Source organism: Comamonas badia DSM 17552 (assembly GCF_000484635.1).
Lineage (GTDB): Bacteria > Pseudomonadota > Gammaproteobacteria > Burkholderiales > Burkholderiaceae_C > Comamonas_C > Comamonas_C badia.
The window spans coordinates 283,113-300,722 of the sequence record NZ_AXVM01000005.1; the positions used below are offsets into that span (position 1 = coordinate 283,113).

A 17,610-nucleotide genomic window follows, 5' to 3' on the forward strand; every position below is an offset into this window, starting at 1 on the left:
CTAACGCAGCAGCGCTGCAAACGGCAGGAGCAGCAGGTGGATCAGCCAGTAGCCCAGCTCCATCAGCGGCCGCAGCCAGTACGTGCCGACGATGCCGACGAGCACCAGCGCCATGACGATGAAAAACCCCCAGGGCTCCAGCCGGGCGACGGCCTGCGCCTGGCGCCAGGGCAGCAGCCCCACGAGGATGCGCCCGCCGTCGAGCGGCGGCAGCGGAAACAGGTTGAAGGCCCACATCACCAGGTTGGCCAGGATGCCGCCCTGCGCCATCTTGAGGAAGAAGGGCTCGCTCACGCCCAGCAGCGCATACACCACCAGCAGCAGCGCCCAGGCGATCGCCTGCGCCAGATTGGAGGCGGGGCCCGCCAGCGCCACCCAGACCATGTCGCGCTTGGGGTTGCGCAGCGCGCCGAAATTCACCGGCACCGGCTTGGCGTAGCCGAACAGAAAGGCGCCCGAGGTGGCGAAGTACAGGAACAGCGGCATCACGATGGTGCCGATGGGATCGATGTGCTTGAGCGGGTTGAGCGTGATGCGGCCCATCATCTCCGCCGTGCGGTCACCGAAGTGGCGCGCGGCGTAGCCGTGGGCCGCCTCGTGCACCGTGATGGACAGCAGCACGGGCAGGGCGTAGATGAGGATGGTTTGAATGGCGTCGGCGTTCACGCGGGGGATTTTCGCAGACCGGCGGCCTGCCGCGGCGCAAGCCCGTTACAGGCCGAGCGCCTGCAGGTTGCCCCGGCCCTCGCGCAGCACCACGGGCTCGCCGCCGGTGCCCATGGGCGTGAGATCCAGCACCGTGGTGGGTTCCAGCGGGCAGGCGCCGGCGTCGATGATGCCGTCCACCAGTTTCTCGAAGCGCTCTCGGATCTCCTCGGGGTCGTTCAGCGGCTCGGTCTCGCCCGGCGGGATCAGCGTGGTGGCCAGCAGCGGCGCGCCGTGCGCCTCCAGCAGCTGCAGCGTGGTGGCGCGCGTGGGCACGCGCAGGCCTATGGTCTTCCTCTGCGGGTGGCTCAGGCGCCGGGGCACTTCCTTGGTCGCATCCAGGATGAAGGTGTAGGGGCCGGGCGTGGCGAGCTTGAGCAGCCGGTACTGGCGGTTGTCCACATGGGCGTAGGTGGCAAGCTCGGACAGATCGCGGCAGATCAGCGTGAGGTGGTGCTTTTCATCCACCTGGCGCAGGCGGCGGATGCGGTCCACGGCGCTTTTGTCGTCGAGCTGGCAGACGAAGGCGTAGCTGGAATCGGTGGGCACCGCCAGGATGCCGCCGCTGGCCAGCAGGGCGGCGGCTTGCTTGAGCAGGCGCGGCTGCGGGTTGTCGGGGTGGACTTCGAAATACTGGGCCATGGAACGTTGGCTGTATCGGGTTTCAGTGCGTGGCGGCGCGCTGGATGCGCTCCTGCAGCAGCGCCCAGATCGGTGTCAGGTCGGCGGGCAGCGGCGGCAGCGAGCCGAGATCGGCATGCGACTCGTCCGGGCTGTGAAAGTCGCTGCCGGTGGAGGCCGCCAGGTCAAATTCGCGCGCCATGTCGGCGTATTCCTGGTATTCCGCCGTGGTGTGGCTGCCGGTCACCACCTCCACGCCTTGTCCGCCATGCGCCTTGAAGTCGGTGAACAGCGCGTACTCCTCATTCGCGGTGAAGCGGTAGCGCCCCGGGTGCGCGATCACCGCCACCCCGCCGGCGCCGCGGATCCAGCGCACCGCGTCGGCCAGCGTCGCCCAGCGGTGCGGCACGTAGCCGGGCTTGCCTTCGGTCAGGTATTTGCGAAACACCTCGCTCACCTCCTGGCACACGCCGCGCTCGACCAGGTAGCGCGCGAAGTGCGGGCGCGCCAGCAGCGCCGGGTTGCCGGCGTAGCGCAGCGCGCCTTCATACGCCCCGTGGATGCCCACGGCCTCCAGCTGCGCGGCCATCTCGCGCCCGCGCTCGTCGCGCCCCTCGCGCGTGGCGCGCAGGCCCTCCACCAGCTGCGCGTTTTCCGGGTCCACCCCCAGCCCCACGATGTGCACCGTGGTATCGGCAAAGGTGATGGAAATTTCCACTCCGGCGAGGTAATCCATGCCCAGCGCGCGCGCGTGCGCCGCGGCGCGGCGCTGGCCGCCCACTTCGTCATGGTCCGTCAGCGCCCACAGCTGCACGCCACGCCCGTGCGCGCGCTCGGCCACCTGCTCGGGCGTGAGCGTGCCGTCGGAGATGGTGGAATGGCAGTGCAGATCGGCGCGTGGCGGGGTTGGGGTGGACATGCGATCCATTGTAGGAGGCGTCTCATACGACTTCGCCTTCAAACGTATCACTGCGTTGGTTCGCCTTGCCGTGCTACAGCACTGATCTGCGGCTTCCCGCCTTGTTCTACGCTTGAATGCACAGTCGTCTCAGCCCGTGCAGTCAGCCCTGCACCCCCTCCACCAGCCACTGCACGCGCCGCTCGCCGCGCCATTCGTTGACATCCAGGCGGTAGGCCAGCAGCACCTCTTGCGGCAGCGGCTCGGTGTGGTTGAACCAGATGGCGTCCACCGCCTCGCCCCGGTGCAGCAGCTTGACCTGCAAATGGTTCTTGGCCTCGCCCACCAGGCGCTGGCTTTGCACCTGTACCTGGTCGCTGAAGGTGGGCGGCGCAAAGCCCTGGCCCCAGACCTCGCGCGCGAGCATGTCCACCAGATCGGCGCGCAGGTATTCGGGCGCCAGCGGGCCGTCGGTTTCCAGTCGGCGCGTGAGCGTGGCGGCATCCAGCCACTCCTGCGCCACCTGCGCCAGCGCCTGTTCGAAGACTTCGAAATGCGCCTCGGCAATCGTGCAGCCCGCCGCCATCGCGTGGCCGCCAAAGCGCAGCAGCACGCCGGGGTGGCGCTTGGCCACCAGATCGAGTGCGTCGCGCAGGTGAAAGCCGGCGATCGAGCGGCCCGAGCCCTTGAGCTCGTGTTCGTGCCCCGGCGCGTTGCTGGGCGCGAAGACGAAGGTGGGGCGATGGAACTGGTCCTTGAGGCGCGAGGCGACGATGCCGACCACGCCCTCGTGGAATGCGCCGTCGAACACGCTGATCGCGGGCGGCGGCGCCGCGTCGGCATCCAGCAGCCCTTCGGCGATCTGCAGCGCCTGCTCGCGCATGCCGCCTTCGATTTCGCGGCGCTCGCGGTTGATGGCATCGAGCTGCTGCGCCAGCTGCTGGGCGCGCGCGGCATCGTCGGTCGTCAGGCATTCGATGCCGAGCCGCATGTCCGCCAGCCGCCCGGCGGCGTTGATGCGCGGGCCCAGCGCAAAGCCGAAGTCGAAGGTGGCGGCCTGCGGCGCCTTGCGACTGGCGGCGGCAAACAGGGCGGCCATGCCGGCGGGCATCTGGCCGGCGCGCACGCGCTTCAGGCCCTGCGCCACCAGGCGGCGGTTGTTCTCGTCCAGCGCCACCACGTCGGCCACCGTGCCCAGCGCCACCAGCGGCAGCAGCGGTTCCAGGCGCGGCTGGCTGGCGGCGTCGAACAGGCCGCGCGCGCGCAGCTCGGCGCGCAGCTGCATCAGCACGTAGAACATCACGCCCACGCCCGCCAGCGCCTTGCTGGCAAAGCCGCAGCCGGGCTGGTTGGGGTTGACGATGGCGTCGGCCGCAGGCAGCTCGGCCCCGGGCAGGTGGTGGTCCGTCACCAGCACCTGCATGCCCAGCGCCCTGGCGGCGGCCACGCCCGCCACGCTGGCGATGCCGTTGTCCACGGTGATGAGCAGATCGGCGCCCCGGGCCGCCACACGCTCTGCGATCGGTGGCGTGAGCCCGTAGCCATCGACCACGCGGTCGGGCACTAGGTAATCCACCTGCCTGGCGCCCAGCAGGCGCAGGCCGCGCAGCGCCACGGCGCAGGCGGTGGCGCCGTCGCAGTCGTAATCGGCCACGATGCAGATCCGGGCGTCGCGCGCCAGCGCATCGGCCAGCAGGCGCGCGGCCCGTTCCACGCCCTTGAGGCCCGCCGGCGGCAGCAGGCGCTTGAGCCCATCGTCGAGTTCATCGGCGCTGCGCACACCGCGCGCCGCGTACAGCCGCGCCAGCAGCGGGTGCACGCCCGCCTGCTCCAGCGCCCAGGTGGTTCGGGGCGGCACGTCACGGTTGATGATTTTCATAGCTGCTTGCGCAGATCGGCAAAGCGCTGGCGGCCAAAAAGACTGTGAATTTTTGCACCCAAGCCGCGCTGCTGGCTGGTGAAGCTCAGCGCGCTGGCCTCGCCGCAGAGCGTGAGGGTGACGGGCTCGCCCGCCAGCGCCTGGCGCAGCAGTTCGGCCACGGGGCCGCTGTCCAGCTGCTGCCAGGCGCGCGCCCAGGCGCTCCAGTCCTGCTGCAGCGCGGCATCGAACAGCGCGCCCGGCATCTCGGGCGCATCGCGGGGCGCAGGCAGGGTGGCGAGCTGGCCCGCGCCGTGCACCCAGAAGGCGTTGACCGCCAGTTGCCCCGCAGCCGCGCGCGCCTCGCTGAAGGCGTGGGTGTAGAGCAGCATCTGCACCTCGCTGTGCAGGCGCTGCACCTCGGTGGCGCGCGGGCCGCGCGGCATCCAGGCGCGCACGTCGCGGTCGATCACGCGGTCGAGCGACGCGCTTTCCAGGTCTTTGAAAAGGTCGCCACGCGCCAGCCAGCGCGTGGACTGCTCATAGCTGAGCGTGATGCCGTCCTGCGCCAGCCAGGGCGCGAGGAGGTCCACCAGCGTGCGCGAATCCGCCTCGGTCAGTTGCAGCTGCGCCGGGTGCAGCAGCGTGACATGGTCCGCGCCCACCTGCCAGTGGCAGGGCGTGAGGTAGGCCCAGCCTTCGCCCGCAGTGTGCTGCGCCGCCGCAGCCCAGGGCGTGGCGGGCTCGGGCAGGCCGAGAGCACGCGCCAGCGCCCGCTCGTGCGGCGGGGCGAAATCGGCTTCCTGGCCGGTGTCGGTGTGGCTAAGCGTCAGGCGTGCGAGCAGGCGGTCCAGCTGGGGCAGTTTCAGGTGGCTGAGCGCCTGTTCGCAGCCGGGTGTCTGGCTTGCGGCCAGGGGGATCAGCAGATGGGAAGGCATGGCGCGTATTTTGAGGGATGCCACAATCGCCCCCGCCCCATCCGGGCGGTCCATTCCTTTCATGCAAATCCCCTACGAGCTGGCCCTGGGCTGGCGCTATACCCGGGCCGGGCGCGCCACGCGGCGCAATGGCTTCATCTCCTTCATCTCGGGCGTGTCCATGCTGGGCATTGCGCTGGGGGTGGCGGCGCTCATCATCGTGCTGTCGGTGATGAACGGCTTTCAGAAGGAGGTGCGCGACCGCATGCTCAGCGTGGTGGCGCATATTGAGGTGTTTTCGCCCGACGGCGGCGCGCTGCCCGATCTGGCGCGCACGCTGGCCGAGGTGCGCGCCAACCCCAATGTGGTGGGTGCGGCGCCGTTCGTTTCGGCGCAGGCGCTGCTGGCGCGCGGCGAGGACATGAAGGGCGTGCTGGTGCGCGGCATAGACCCGGCGCAGGAGGGCGCGGTCACCGAGATCGCCGATGCCAACCGCCAGGCCGTCGATACGCTCACGCCCGGCAGCTTCAACGCGGTGCTGGGCAGCGATCTGGCGCGCGCGCTGGGCGTGCGCCCGGGGGACAAGGTCACGCTGGTGGCGCCCAGTGGGCAGATCACGCCGGCGGGCATCGTGCCGCGCCTGAAGCAGGTGACGGTCTCGGGCCTGTTTCACTCTGGCCACTATGAGTACGACTCCACGCTGGTGCTGATGCACCACGCGGATGCCGAGCGCATCTTTCGCCTGGAAGGGCCGACGGGCGTGCGCCTGCGCCTGAAAGACCTGCACGAGGCGCCGCGCGTCACGCAGGAGCTGGCGCAGACGCTCTCGGGCAACCTCCTGATCCGCGACTGGACGCAGCAGAACCGCACCTGGTTTGCCGCGGTGCAGGTGGAAAAACGCATGATGTTCATCATCCTCACGCTGATCGTCGCGGTAGCGGCGTTCAACCTGGTGAGCACGCTGGTGATGTCGGTGCAGGACAAGCGCGCCGACATCGCCATCCTGCGCACGCTGGGCGCCAGCCCCGCCAGCATCATGGGCGTGTTCGTGGTGCAGGGCGCGATGGTGGGCGTGATCGGCACGCTGGCCGGCTTGCTGCTGGGCCTGCTGGTGGCCTTCAATATCGACGTGATCGTGCCGGCCATAGAGCACCTGCTGGGCGTCACTTTTCTGCCGCGCGACATCTACCTCATCAGCCGCATGCCGAGCGATCCGCAGGAGAGCGACATCGTGCCAATCGCCATCATCTCGCTGCTGCTGGCCTTTGCCGCCACGCTCTACCCGAGCTGGCGCGCCAGCCGCGTCAACCCCGCACAGGCGCTGCGCTATGAGTGACGTGGTACTGCAGGCCCAGGGCCTGGCCAGGCGCTACACCGAAGGGCCGCTGGATGTTCAGGTGCTCGCGGGCGTCGATCTGACCGTGCATGCGGGCGAGACGCTGGCCATCGTCGGCGCCTCGGGCTCGGGCAAGAGCACGCTGCTGCACCTGCTGGGCGGGCTGGACGCACCCAGCAGCGGCAGCGTTGCCCTGAAGGGGCAGAACCTGCAGCAGCTCTCGCCCGCCGCGCAGGGGCGGATGCGCAACCAGCAGCTGGGCTTCATCTACCAGTTCCATCACCTGCTGCCGGAATTCACCGCGCAGGAGAACGTCGCCATGCCGCTGCGCATCCGGCGCCTGCCCGAGCAGGAATGCCTGCGGCAGGCGGCGGACATGCTGGCGCAGGTGGGGTTGTCCGAGCGTCTGGCGCACCGCCCGGCCGAGCTTTCCGGCGGCGAGCGCCAGCGCGTGGCCATCGCCCGGGCGCTGGTGACGCGCCCGGCCTGCGTGCTGGCCGATGAGCCCACGGGCAACCTGGACCGCGGCACCGCGCAGACCGTGTTCGCGCTGATGCTGCGCCTGGCACGCGAGCAGGGCACGGCCTTCATCGTCGTGACGCACGATGAGCAGCTTGCGGCGCAGTGTGACAAGACCGTGCCGCTGGTCGCTGGCGTATTGCGGTGGGGGTCAGCCGGGGGCGCCGCCTGAGGGTTTGCCGGTGTGCAGCCCGTGGCGTTTCAAGCGGAATTCGACCTGCGCGCGCCGCAGACCCAAGGCGCGCGCGGTGGCCGAGATGTTGCCTTTGCACAGGGCCAGGGTGCGGCAGAGCACGAGGTGCTCGATGTCCTCGAACCGCGGGGTGCTGGACAGCAGCGCATCGACCAGCGTGTCGGGCGATGCTTCGGGAGTCTCTTGCGCCGGCGCGCCGGATCTTGCGCCGATTGAGCTGCCGATTTCCTGCGGCAGCAGCAGATGCTGGGTGTCAACGACGCCCCCGGGGTTGGCCAGCACGATGCCGCGTTCCATCGTGTTTTCGAGTTCACGGACATTGCCGGGCCAATCGTATTTCAGGAGCAGATTGCTGGCGCGCGGGGACAGGCCGTGCACGTGCTTGTTGAACTGGTGCTGAAAGCGCTGCATGAACACCGAAGCCAGCAAAAGGATGTCGCTGCGCCGCTCGCGCAGCGGCGGAATCTGCACCGGGACGACGTTGAGCCGGTAGTACAGATCCTCCCGGAACCGCCCGGCCAGGACCTCCTGGTACAGGTCGCGGTTGGCCGCCGCGATCAGGCGCACATCCACCTTGATGAGCTGCGTGCCACCCACCCGTTCGATCTCCTGCTGCTGCAGCGCGCGCAGCAGCTTGCCCTGGGCCGCCAGCGGCAGGCTGGCGATCTCATCGAGAAACAGCGTGCCGCGATGGGCGCGTTCGAACCGGCCTTCGCGGGACGCCGTGGCGCCGGTGTAGGCGCCGCGTTCGACGCCGAACAATTCGGCCTCCACGAGTTCGCTGGGGATGGCGGCGCAATTGACCGTCACCAGCGCCGCGTCCCGGCGTTCGCTCAGCCGGTGCACGGCGCGCGCGAAGCCTTCCTTGCCGGTGCCGGTTTCTCCATTGAGCAGCACCGTGGCATGGGTGGGCGCGACACGGCCGGTGAGAGCGGCGGCGGCAAGAAACCCCGGCGAGGTGCCCACCATGTCTTCAAAGCCCGGGAGGTTCATCGCCTGCGGCGGCTGAACGCTGGCGACGGGCGGCTTGCCCAGCGGAGGGGTCTTGCGCCGGAGGGGCGCCACGGCGCCTGCCGCCGCGCCGGCCGTGAGCTGGCTGGTGCGCAGGTAGGCGATCTCGGTTTCGGCGAGGTCTTTCCATTCGGTCAGCGGCCGGGCAATGACGCGGCAGCGGGCGTGGCCCATTGCGCGGCATTCCTTTTCATGCCAGTGGATCGGGACGCCCGTGATCGCCGTGCAATACCCGCTCGCGTAGCCGGTCATGATCCAGCAGCTCGGTGCGCCGCTGGGACCGAAGTGGTTCAGATGGGCCGAAGCCTCCCACGAGTGCTCCCAGAAGAAGTCGCCGCGAAAGGCGCCATTGGTGGGGTCCAGCTCCATGTGCTCGATGGGTTGGTTTTTCACGAAACCCTCGATTTCCCGCACGCGCGGGCCCAGGGCGAGTTGTCTGGACAGCGGCTCCGCGCCGTGCAGCTCCTTGATTTTCAGGGCGTCGGCGAAGCCCTGCTGGTAGCCCATGCGCATGAACAGCTCCTGCGTGATGTCCGACCCCAGCCGGTCTATCAGCTCATGGCGCAATTCGTCGAGGGAGCTTGCGTGCAGCAGCAGCATGCGGTGACCCAGAAAGTGCACCTCGCCCGTTTCCGGCGTGAACTGCAATTTCCGCAGCAAGGCTTGTGCGTCGGGGTCGGCAACAGGGATGGCGGTGCGCGGCTTCATGGCAGTGGCTCGGGGTGAGAAGGCTGGGCTATGGCGTGGCCATGGGGGATCCGGTGGCGCCGAAGCTTGGATTTCATCTGAGGCGGAATTTTTGAGAAATATTAATGCACAGGAGAAATTACCAAGCCGAGCCGCTGGCTGCAGAAGGGCTGCGAATAAATTGTCATTGAAAATCAATGACGTATGAATCTTCCATTGGGTGGCACGCTGATTGCTCATCACCTCCTGCGTACGGTTGGGTTGAAAAAACAAGGAGACAGTCATGCAACCAGAGGCTGGTTGGTTTGAACTCGTGGTGACCTCGCGCAAGGCGATTGCCGAGCAGGTCGTTGGTCTGGAGCTGCGCAGCGCGTGCGGAGACCGGTTGCCGGCGTTTGACGCGGGCTCGCACATCGATCTGGAAACGCCGGCAGGCGTGGTGCGCAACTATTCCCTGTGCAATGCGCCCGGCGAAGCCTATTGCTATGAGCTGGGCATCCTGCTGGAATCAGGCGGGCGAGGCGGTTCACGCAGCGTGCACGAAGATCTGACCGTGGGGGCGCGCGTACGTGTGCGCGGGCCGCGCAACCACTTTGCGCTGCAGCCGGCCGAGCACACGGTGCTGCTGGCCGGAGGCATAGGCATCACGCCGCTGCTGGCCATGGCGGAGCAACTGCACGCCGATGGCCGGTCGTTCGAGCTGCACTACTGCGTGAGGAGCCGTGGCCGCGCGGCGTTTCTGGACCGATTGAATGCCCGGCCGTACGCGGACCGCGTTCATCTGTACCTGGATGATTGCGCCGCAGATCGAAAATTTGACGCCGAGCGCGTTCTGGGGCGACCTTCGCAGGACACGCAGCTGTACGTCTGCGGTCCGGCGGGATTTATCGATTACGTGCGCGCTGCCGCGCACGCGCAAGGCTGGCAAGACGCGCGGATTCATTTCGAACGCTTCAGCGCCGACCCTCAAGCAGCCTGCGATCCGGGCGGGCACTTTGAAGTGGTGGTGCAAGGGGTGGATGGGGTTTTCACGGTCGCGCCGGACCAAAGCATCCTGCAATGCCTCGGCAAGCACGGCGTGGAGCTACCCATGTCCTGCGAACAAGGCATTTGCGGCACTTGCGTCATGCGCGTGGTGTCGGGCGAGCCCGACCATCGCGACATGTTCTTGACTGACAGTGAACACCAGAGCCAGCTCTTCACGCCCTGCTGTTCGCGCTCCAGATCCACGCGCCTCGTACTGGAGCGCATCTAGGTTTGCCGTGCCGTGGCCCAGGGCACGGCACGGCAGGCATCGCCCGTGGTGAACGGCCGCGTGTCGCGGCGGCAAGCCACAGTTTTTCCGTTAGACGTTTGAAAATTCAGGAGATCTACATGTCCAATCTTGCCCAGCCGCTGACCCAGCCCAGGCCCTACCTCATGAATGCCTGGTACGTGGCAGCACTCAGCACCGAAGTCGATGCGCAAGCGCTGTTTCATCGCACGCTGCTGGATACCCCGGTCCTCATCTACCGCAAGAAGGGCAGCGGCGAGCCGGTCGCCATGCTCGACCGCTGCCCGCACCGCTTCCTGCCGCTGCACATGGGTGATCGCGACGGCGACAAGGTGACCTGCAAGTACCACGGTCTGCAGTTCGACTGTGATGGCGCCTGCACCCACAACCCGCACGGCAACCAGCATATTCCCGCTGCATCGACCGTGCCCAGCTTCACGCTGCGCGAGCGCAATGGCCTGATCTGGATCTGGATGGGCGACGAGGCAGCCGACGAAAGCAAGCTGCACGATTTCGGCCCGCTGACGGAGGGCCCGGAGACCGGCGTGGGCTACACCAATATCTACGTCAAGTGCAACTACAAGCTCATCCTCGACAACGTGATGGACCTGAGCCATATCGACCATGTCCACGGCGAGATCATCACCACGCGTGGCAAGCTGTCGCCCCTGGTGCCGCAGGTGCGCGCCGTCGGCGACGCCTTCGCCGCCCGCTGGGAGTGGTCGCAGACCCCGGCGATGATGATCTTCGCCGGCTTCTTGCCGGATCCCAAGGCCGAGGCGCGCCACTTCTTCGACATCACCTATCTGATGCCGGGAAACATCCAGCTGTCGGTGGGCGCCACGCAGGATGCGGGCGCACCGCTGGATCTTGAGGGAACGACGGGGCAGTACGACCTGCATACGGTGACGCCGGAGACGTTGACCACCACCCACTATTTCTTCGTCACGCGGCGCAACCACAACGTCGATGACGCGGATTTCAACAAGATGAAGATCGAGGCCATGCGCAACGCCTTTGTCGATGAAGACGTGCCCCTGGCCGAGGCGATACAGGAGCGCATGGGCGTGAGTGCCGATGATTTCTTTGCGATGAAGCCGGTGCTGATGAGCAACGACGTGGCGGCAGTGCGCATGCGGCGCACGCTGGAGACGGCGATTGCGCAGGAGCAGGCCAGGACCGCGGCGTCGGAAAAAGCCGCGGCGTAAGTCCCGCGGCGCTTCGGGCCCGTGGGCCCGAAGCGCCGTGCCGAGGATCAGCCCTTCCTGGCGGCAAGGGCTTCGTCAAACGCGGCAACCGTGCTGGCCGCATACATCAGCGAAGGCCCGCCGCCCATGTAGACGGCGACGCCGAGCATTTCATGGACTTCCTCGCGCGTGGCGCCCAGACGGGCCAGCGCCTGGGTGTGAAAACCCAGGCAGCCATCGCAACGCGCCGCCACGCCGATGGCAAGCGCTATCAATTCCTTTGTCTTCGCATCAATGGCGCCGGGTGCCAGCGCGGCTTTGCCCATGGCGTTGAAGCTGGCCAGCACGTCGGGGACGCTTTCCTTGAGCGTACGCACGTTGCCGGAGATGGTGCTGGTCAGCTGCTTGTAATCGGTGGTGGTGAGTGCGGCTGTCATGGGGGCTCCCTGGTGAAAGAACGTTGGCGAGGGCGCAAGCGTAGCCGACCGGCGCCGCTTCTATGATCCGCATTCTCAGCGGGAGGAATGTCATGGGTACCGATAGAGATGTGGTCTGCATCACCGGCGCGGCCGGCAATCTGGGAGCGGCCGTCGCCGCGTGGTTTGGGCGCCAGGGCGCGCGCCTCATGCTGCTGGACCGCGATGCGCAAGCATTGCAATCGCGCTACGGCGCATTGACCGATGCGGTGCTGCTGCCGGTCGATCTGCTCGACCGCGCGGCGGTGGTGCGGGCCGTGGCGCAGGCATTGCCGCAGGTGCGCCACATCGACGTGCTGTGCCATCTGGCGGGCGGCTTTCACATGGGCGAGCCGGTGCATGCCACGCCAGCGCCAGCCTGGGACTTCATGATGGACCTGAACGCGCGCAGCTTCATCCACATGGCGGCGGCGGTGGTGCCGCACATGCAGACACAGGGCAGGGGCCGCGTCGTGGCCGTCGGCGCGGCCGGTGGGCTCAAGGGCGGCGCATCGACGGGCGCCTATGCCGCTTCCAAGAGCGCGCTCATGCGCCTGGTGGAATCCATGTCCGCCGAGCTGCGCGATGAGGGCATCAACGTCAATGCCGTGCTGCCTTCCATCATCGATACGCCGCCCAACCGCGGCGCCATGCCCGATGCGGATTTTTCGCGCTGGGTCGCGCCCGAGGCGCTGGCCGAGGTCATCGGCTTCCTGGCGTCTGATGCCGCGCGGGCGGTGCACGGCGCTCTGGTGCCCGTGCTGGGCCGCGTGTGACGTTCTTCATCGATACCCATTGCCATCTGGACGCGGCGGAGTTTGGCGCCGACCGCGCGGCCATGCGCGCCGCGGCACGGGCCGCGGGCGTTACGCACTGCGTGATCCCGGCGGTGGCGCGCTTCAACTGGAACGCGGTGCGCGGTCTGGCGCATGCGTGGGGCGACAGCTATGCGCTGGGCATACACCCCATGTGCACGCCGGATGCCACGGATGCGGATATCGAGGCGCTTGGGGCCTTGTTGCACGCCTGCGGGGAGGATTCGCATCTTGTCGCCGTGGGCGAGATCGGCCTTGATTATTTTGTGCCGGGGCTGGATGGCCCGCACCAGGAGCGGCTGTTGCGTGCCCAGCTGCGCCTGGCGCGGCGGCTTGATCTGCCGGTGCTGCTGCATGTGCGCAAAAGCTGCGACCGGGTGCTGAAGGCCCTGCGCGAGCTGCCGGTGGCGGGCGGCATCGCCCACGCGTTCAACGGCAGCCCGCAGCAGGCGCAGGCCTTCATTGCGCTGGGCTTCAAGCTCGGCTTCGGTGGCGCGGTGACCTTCGAGCGCGCGCTGCATCTGCGGCGCCTGGCGGCAGAGCTGCCGCTGGAGGCGCTGGTGCTGGAGACCGATGCGCCCGATATTCCGCCGCAGTGGCTGTACCAGAGTCAGGAGCGGCGGCAGGCAGGCGCGGAGCAGGGGCGCAACAGCCCCGCCGAGCTGCCGCGCATTGCCCAGGCGGTGGCCGGGCTGCGGGGCATGGCGATGGATGAATTGGCACAGGCGGCCTGGCGCAATGCCTGCGCGGCCTTGCCGCGGCTGCCAGGCCTGCTGCGAGGGGACAGGATTGCGGCTCAGGGATAACCCCGTTGCGCGCCTGTTGACACCCATTGTGCGACGCAACAAAATTGAAGCCGCAGTATCGTAGGACAGTCGTTTCAGATTCAGGAGAAACATTTGTGAACAAGATTTATCCCTCCGCGGCCGAGGCGCTCAAGGGCATCGTGCGCGATGGCCAGTTGATCGGCGTCGGCGGCTTTGGCCTGTGCGGGATCCCCGAGGCGCTGATCGAGGCGCTGTGCGCCTCGGGCGTGCAGAACCTCACCGCCATTTCCAACAATGCCGGCATTGACGGCGTGGGCCTGGGCAAGCTGCTCAACACGCGCCAGATCAAGAAGATGATCAGCTCCTACGTGGGCGAGAACAAGGAGTTCGAGCGCCAGTACCTCGGCGGCGAACTGGAGCTGGAGTTCACCCCGCAGGGCACGCTGGCCGAGAAGCTGCGCGCGGGCGGCGCCGGCATTCCGGCCTTTTTCACGCGCACCGGCGTGGGCACCATCGTTGCCGACGGCAAGGAAACGCGCGAGTTCGATGGCCATACCTATCTGATGGAGCGTTCGCTCACGCCGGATATCTCATTGGTGCATGCGGCTGTCGCCGACACCACCGGCAATCTGCGCTTTCACCTGACGGCGCGCAACTTCAACCCGGCCGTGGCCATGGCCGGCAAGATCTGCATTGCCGAAGTGGAAAAAATCGTGCAGCCGGGCGAGCTTGCCCCCGACGACATCCATCTGCCAGGCATCTACGTGCACCGCATCGTGCTCAACGCCAACCCGACCAAGCAGATCGAAAAACGCACCATCACCGAGAAAGCAGGAGCCTGACATGCCGTGGACCAAGGAACAGATGGCGGAACGTGCCGCCAAGGAATTGCAGGACGGGTTCTATGTGAACCTCGGCATCGGCATTCCGACACTGGTGGCCAACTACACCGGTGACAAGGAAGTCTGGCTGCAGTCCGAGAACGGCCTGCTGGGCATAGGCCCCTTCCCCACCGAGGACCAGGTGGACGCCGACCTCATCAACGCCGGCAAGCAGACGGTGACCACGCTGCCGGGCTCGGCCATCTTTGGCAGCCATGACAGCTTCGCCATGATCCGCGGCGGCAAGATCAACCTCGCCATCCTCGGCGCCATGCAGGTCAGCGAAAAGGGCGATCTGGCCAACTGGATGATCCCCGGCAAGATGGTCAAGGGCATGGGCGGCGCGATGGACCTGGTCGGCGGCGTGCCCAAGGTCATCGTGCTGATGGAGCATGTGGCCAAGAAGAAGGACGGCAGCACCGACCTGAAGATCCTGCCGCAGTGCACGCTGCCGCTGACCGGCGTCGGCGTGATCCACGAGATCATCACCGACCTGGGCGTGATGCACGTGACGCCGCAGGGGCTCAAGCTGGTGGAACTGGCGCCGGATGTGAGCTTTGACGAGATTCAGTCCAAGACGGGCGTGAAGCTGCTCAACTGATGAAGGATGACGCCTGCTGCGCAGGCAGGGCGCGCCTGGCGGCGCAAGCCGACATCATGCTTCATCGAACCAAGTAAAAAACCGGACCTGGCGCCCGGTTTTCTTGTGGATGATGCTCTGATTATTTGAGCAAGCGGAACTGCCCGTCCTTGACGGTGATGAGTTCACGCCCGCGCTGGTCGAAGCCGCTGTGGTCTTCGGGCGTCATGTTGTACACGCCTTGCGTTCCGACGAGTTCCTTGGTCTGCTCCAGCGCATCGCGCAGCGCCGCGCGGAACTCCGGGGTGCCGGGCTTGCCCTTTTCCGCGGCCTTGGGGATGGCGTTCTGCAGCAGCAGGCCGGCGTCAAACACGTTGGCGCCGAAGGTGGCAGGCGGCTCGCCATAGCGCTTCTTGTACTCGTCGATGTAGTTCTGAGCGATCTTCTTGGACGGGTTGCTGTCCGCGATCTCGGGCAGCACCAGCATCAGGCTGGCGGCCATGATGGTGCCTTCGACCTTGGCACCGCCCAGCTTGATGAAGGCCGGCAGCGCCGCGCCGTGCGTCTGGTAGATCGGGCCTTTGTAGCCGCGGTCGCGCAGCGACACTTCGGGCAGCACGGTGGGCCCGCCGGCGGCGGCGATCAGGACGGCATCGGGTTTGGCGCCGATGAGCTTGAGCGTCTGGCCGGTGACCGAGGCGTCGGTGCGCGCGAAGCGCTCGTTGGCGATGATCTTGATGCCGTGCTTCTCCGCCAGGCCCGTGGAGACGCGGTACCAGTTCTCGCCGTAGGGGTCGCTGAGACCGATGAAACCAATGGTCTTGACTCCCGATTTGCTCATGTAGTCGAACAGAGCGGCGCCGATGATCTCGTCGTTCTGCGTGGTCTTGAAGACCCATTTCTTCTTGTCGTCCATGGGCTGGACCACGGCTGCGGTGCCCACCGGAGCGAGCATGGGAATGCCGGCCTCGGCGATGAACTGGATCACGCCCATGGCGTTGGGCGAGCCGCTGGGGCCGATCAGCGCGTCGATCTTCTGCTCGTCGATCAGCTTGCGCACGTTGGTGACGGTCTGCGTCGGGTCGCTGGCGTCATCCAGGCCGATGTACTGCACCGTGTAGTCGCCGATCTTCTGTGGCAGCAGGGCGATGGTGTTGCCCTGCGGGATGCCGACAAAGGAGGTGGCTCCCGTGCCGGAATAGATCACGCCGACCTTGATCTGGGCGATGGCGGCGCCGCTGCCCAGCCCCAGGGCGGCGGAAAGTGCCAAGGCCTGGGCGGCGATTTTGAGTGTGCGGGGAATGCGCATGCAGGTGTCTCCTGGTGTGGTTGAAGGGATCGCGAAAACTCAAATCGTGAGGGTGCCTACGCTGGCGCCGCCGCAGACATACAGCGTCTGGCCGGTGACGAAGCTGTTGGCCGGGTCGCTGAAAAACATCACGGCGCGCGTCACGTCGTCGGGGCGGCCGATGCGGCCGACCGGGATGTTGGCCGCCAGCTTGGCCTCGCGCTCGCTGCCCGAGGGCACGACGTCGTAGAACATCGGCGTCTGGATCGGGCCCGGCGCCACTACGTTCACGGTGATGCCCTTGGGCGCCAGCTCCAGCGCCCAGGTGCGCGCCATGCCTATCATGCCGGCCTTGGTGGCAGAGTAGTTGGTGCGCGTGGCCAGGCCCAGCGCGCCGCGCGAGGACATCAGCACCACACGCCCGAATGCTTGTTTTTCCATAGCTGGAAGCACGTGCTGCATCAGCGTCAGCGCACTGCCAAGGTGGATTTGCGTCAGGCCCTGCAGTTCATCGATGGTGGCGTTCTGCAGCAGGTGCGGCCAGATCACCCCGGCGTTGTGGATGAAGTGCGTGACCTCAAAGCGCTGGGCGACTTCCTTCGCCGCCTGCGCGGTGGCCGCGGCATCCAGCAGATCGACGTTGATGGCCGTCAGGTGGGCATGCGTCCACTCGGGCGCGCGGCGTGCGAGGCTGATGACGTGCCAGCCATCCTGCAGCATGCGTTGGCAGATGTCGGCGCCGATACCGGCGGAACCGCCGGTCACCAGCGCTGTGTATTGCGGCTCACTCATGATGGGGTGCTTTCTTCATTGGCCTGGGATCAGCGCGATGACGCGCAACGGGCTGCCGCTGCCATGTTCGATTTTCAGCGGCGCGGCGATGATGAGCGCACCCGTTGCAGGCAACTGTTCCAGATTGGCGAGGCACTGCAATCCGTACTTGCCCGCCCCGTGCATCAGCGTGTGGCAGGGGTAGGGCGGCAGCAGGTGCGCGGCCTGGCCGGCGTCGGTGCCTATGGTCTCGGAGCCAAAGCCCAGCACGTCGCGCTGCCCGACGAGAAAGCGCACGGCCTCCACGCTCGGCCCCGGCGTGTGCTGGCCGCTGGCGTCGTAGTTCTGGTAGGCGCGCGCGTCGCGCCGGTGGCTCCAGTGGTGCGACCAGTCGGTGCGCATCAAGACCCAGCTCCCCGCAGGAATGCGGCCGTGCGCGGCTTCGAAGGCCTCGATGTCGGCCACCGTCATCAGGTAGTCGGCGTTCCGGGCCGCCTGCGCGCTGCAGTCGATCACGCAGGCGGGGGCGATGAAGTGCTTCGGCGGCACGGCATCGACCGCGTTGTTCGGCAGATCGCGCCCGGTGACCCAGTGGATGGGGGCGTCGAAGTGCGTGCCGGTGTGCTCGCTGCACGAGATGTTGTTCCAGTACCAGGCGGCGCCGCGCTCGTCGTACTTGGAGACCTGCTCGACGCGAAACGGCGCGCACTGGCCCAGTTCGGGCGGCAGGCCGAGTGTGGGGAAGTCGGTGCTCAGCGTGTGCGAGAGATCGATGATGCGCACCGCGCCGCTGGCAAGACCCAGCGCGAAATGGGCCAGCAGATCGGGATGGGCTGTGGGGTTCATCG

General features: G+C 67.2%; 18 protein-coding genes. 8 read left to right on the forward strand and 10 right to left on the reverse strand.

The window, feature by feature from the left end; genetic code table 11:
- From K320_RS0112550 to K320_RS0112570, 5 genes are all read right to left on the reverse strand, one after another.
- A complete protein-coding gene (locus tag K320_RS0112550; protein WP_407059763.1) occupies positions 1–666 on the reverse strand; it encodes a site-2 protease family protein in 666 nt (221 codons plus the stop codon).
- A 45-nt stretch (positions 667–711) separates the two neighbouring features.
- Positions 712–1,347 (reverse strand): L-threonylcarbamoyladenylate synthase, encoded by a 636-nt coding sequence (locus K320_RS0112555; protein ID WP_024539192.1) that lies wholly within the window; start codon positions 1,345–1,347, stop codon positions 712–714.
- Positions 1,348–1,369: 22 nt separating this feature from the next.
- The gene (locus tag K320_RS0112560) at positions 1,370–2,245 is read right to left on the reverse strand and encodes a 3',5'-nucleoside bisphosphate phosphatase (protein ID WP_024539193.1); all 876 of its coding nucleotides are present in this window, start codon (positions 2,243–2,245) and stop codon (positions 1,370–1,372) included.
- 142 nt (positions 2,246–2,387) lie between these two features.
- Positions 2,388–4,103: a single-stranded-DNA-specific exonuclease RecJ gene (gene recJ / locus K320_RS0112565; RefSeq protein WP_024539194.1), complete on the reverse strand. Its 1,716-nt coding sequence runs from the start codon at positions 4,101–4,103 to the stop codon at positions 2,388–2,390.
- Complete coding sequence (locus K320_RS0112570; RefSeq protein WP_024539195.1) at positions 4,100–5,020, reverse strand: phosphoglycerate mutase; 921 nt, start codon at positions 5,018–5,020, stop codon at positions 4,100–4,102. The genes recJ and K320_RS0112570 overlap by 4 nt, the downstream gene beginning before the upstream one ends.
- Before the next feature lie 61 nt (positions 5,021–5,081).
- Between K320_RS0112570 and K320_RS0112575 the strand changes: the two genes are divergently transcribed.
- Together K320_RS0112575 and lolD are read left to right on the forward strand one after the other, a co-directional pair.
- Positions 5,082–6,335, forward strand: a complete 1,254-nt coding sequence (locus K320_RS0112575) for a lipoprotein-releasing ABC transporter permease subunit (RefSeq protein WP_024539196.1) — start codon at positions 5,082–5,084, stop codon at positions 6,333–6,335.
- On the forward strand, positions 6,328–7,026 hold the full coding sequence (gene lolD / locus K320_RS0112580) for a lipoprotein-releasing ABC transporter ATP-binding protein LolD (protein WP_024539197.1): 699 nt from the start codon (positions 6,328–6,330) through the stop codon (positions 7,024–7,026). The genes K320_RS0112575 and lolD overlap by 8 nt, the downstream gene beginning before the upstream one ends.
- Here lolD and K320_RS0112585 read toward each other — a convergent pair.
- Positions 7,006–8,766 (reverse strand): sigma-54-dependent Fis family transcriptional regulator, encoded by a 1,761-nt coding sequence (locus K320_RS0112585; RefSeq protein ID WP_024539198.1) that lies wholly within the window; start codon positions 8,764–8,766, stop codon positions 7,006–7,008. The two genes, lolD and K320_RS0112585, sit on opposite strands and share 21 nt — an antisense overlap.
- Before the next feature lie 262 nt (positions 8,767–9,028).
- Here K320_RS0112585 and K320_RS0112590 point away from each other — a divergent pair, with 262 nt between their 5' ends.
- Positions 9,029–10,000 carry a PDR/VanB family oxidoreductase gene (locus K320_RS0112590; protein ID WP_024539199.1) on the forward strand — a complete coding sequence of 324 codons (972 nt, stop codon included), beginning with the start codon at positions 9,029–9,031 and terminating at the stop codon, positions 9,998–10,000.
- 119 nt (positions 10,001–10,119) lie between these two features.
- A complete protein-coding gene (locus tag K320_RS0112595) occupies positions 10,120–11,226 on the forward strand; it encodes an aromatic ring-hydroxylating dioxygenase subunit alpha (RefSeq protein WP_029696112.1) in 1,107 nt (368 codons plus the stop codon).
- Positions 11,227–11,273: 47 nt separating this feature from the next.
- Here the strand turns inward: K320_RS0112595 and K320_RS0112600 are convergent, their stop codons facing one another.
- Complete coding sequence (locus K320_RS0112600) at positions 11,274–11,642, reverse strand: carboxymuconolactone decarboxylase family protein (protein WP_024539201.1); 369 nt, start codon at positions 11,640–11,642, stop codon at positions 11,274–11,276.
- Positions 11,643–11,734: 92 nt separating this feature from the next.
- Here K320_RS0112600 and K320_RS0112605 point away from each other — a divergent pair, with 92 nt between their 5' ends.
- From K320_RS0112605 to K320_RS0112620, 4 genes are all read left to right on the forward strand, one after another.
- A complete protein-coding gene (locus K320_RS0112605; RefSeq protein ID WP_024539202.1) occupies positions 11,735–12,436 on the forward strand; it encodes an SDR family NAD(P)-dependent oxidoreductase in 702 nt (233 codons plus the stop codon).
- Positions 12,433–13,281 (forward strand): TatD family hydrolase, encoded by an 849-nt coding sequence (locus tag K320_RS0112610; RefSeq protein WP_024539203.1) that lies wholly within the window; start codon positions 12,433–12,435, stop codon positions 13,279–13,281. Before K320_RS0112605 ends, K320_RS0112610 begins: the two co-directional genes overlap by 4 nt.
- A 95-nt stretch (positions 13,282–13,376) precedes the next feature.
- Complete coding sequence (locus tag K320_RS0112615) at positions 13,377–14,084, forward strand: CoA transferase subunit A (protein ID WP_024539204.1); 708 nt, start codon at positions 13,377–13,379, stop codon at positions 14,082–14,084.
- Position 14,085: 1 nt separating this feature from the next.
- Positions 14,086–14,724, forward strand: a complete 639-nt coding sequence (locus K320_RS0112620; protein WP_024539205.1) for a 3-oxoacid CoA-transferase subunit B — start codon at positions 14,086–14,088, stop codon at positions 14,722–14,724.
- Positions 14,725–14,845: 121 nt separating this feature from the next.
- On the opposite strand, the gene K320_RS0112625 is transcribed toward K320_RS0112620, so the two are convergent.
- The 3 genes from K320_RS0112625 to K320_RS0112635 are packed head-to-tail and all read right to left on the reverse strand — an operon-like array spanning position 14,846 to position 17,608.
- A complete protein-coding gene (locus K320_RS0112625) occupies positions 14,846–16,012 on the reverse strand; it encodes an ABC transporter substrate-binding protein (RefSeq protein WP_029696113.1) in 1,167 nt (388 codons plus the stop codon).
- A 39-nt stretch (positions 16,013–16,051) separates the two neighbouring features.
- Positions 16,052–16,783, reverse strand: a complete 732-nt coding sequence (locus K320_RS0112630; protein WP_024539207.1) for an SDR family NAD(P)-dependent oxidoreductase — start codon at positions 16,781–16,783, stop codon at positions 16,052–16,054.
- Positions 16,784–16,798: 15 nt separating this feature from the next.
- A complete protein-coding gene (locus K320_RS0112635) occupies positions 16,799–17,608 on the reverse strand; it encodes a cyclase family protein (protein ID WP_024539208.1) in 810 nt (269 codons plus the stop codon).
- Between the last annotated feature and the right edge of the window lie 2 nt (positions 17,609–17,610).

Coding starts and splice junctions, on each gene's coding strand:
- K320_RS0112555 (WP_024539192.1), bottom strand. CDS start 1,347: ATGGCCCAGTATTTCGAAGTCCACCCCGACAACCCGCAGCCGCGCCTG.
- K320_RS0112560 (WP_024539193.1), bottom strand. CDS start 2,245: ATGTCCACCCCAACCCCGCCACGCGCCGATCTGCACTGCCATTCCACC.
- recJ (WP_024539194.1), bottom strand. CDS start 4,103: ATGAAAATCATCAACCGTGACGTGCCGCCCCGAACCACCTGGGCGCTG.
- K320_RS0112570 (WP_024539195.1), bottom strand. CDS start 5,020: ATGCCTTCCCATCTGCTGATCCCCCTGGCCGCAAGCCAGACACCCGGC.
- K320_RS0112575 (WP_024539196.1), top strand. CDS start 5,082: ATGCAAATCCCCTACGAGCTGGCCCTGGGCTGGCGCTATACCCGGGCC.
- lolD (WP_024539197.1), top strand. CDS start 6,328: ATGAGTGACGTGGTACTGCAGGCCCAGGGCCTGGCCAGGCGCTACACC.
- K320_RS0112585 (WP_024539198.1), bottom strand. CDS start 8,766: ATGAAGCCGCGCACCGCCATCCCTGTTGCCGACCCCGACGCACAAGCC.
- K320_RS0112590 (WP_024539199.1), top strand. CDS start 9,029: ATGCAACCAGAGGCTGGTTGGTTTGAACTCGTGGTGACCTCGCGCAAG.
- K320_RS0112595 (WP_029696112.1), top strand. CDS start 10,120: ATGTCCAATCTTGCCCAGCCGCTGACCCAGCCCAGGCCCTACCTCATG.
- K320_RS0112600 (WP_024539201.1), bottom strand. CDS start 11,642: ATGACAGCCGCACTCACCACCACCGATTACAAGCAGCTGACCAGCACC.
- K320_RS0112605 (WP_024539202.1), top strand. CDS start 11,735: ATGGGTACCGATAGAGATGTGGTCTGCATCACCGGCGCGGCCGGCAAT.
- K320_RS0112620 (WP_024539205.1), top strand. CDS start 14,086: ATGCCGTGGACCAAGGAACAGATGGCGGAACGTGCCGCCAAGGAATTG.
- K320_RS0112625 (WP_029696113.1), bottom strand. CDS start 16,012: ATGCGCATTCCCCGCACACTCAAAATCGCCGCCCAGGCCTTGGCACTT.
- K320_RS0112630 (WP_024539207.1), bottom strand. CDS start 16,783: ATGAGTGAGCCGCAATACACAGCGCTGGTGACCGGCGGTTCCGCCGGT.
- K320_RS0112635 (WP_024539208.1), bottom strand. CDS start 17,608: ATGAACCCCACAGCCCATCCCGATCTGCTGGCCCATTTCGCGCTGGGT.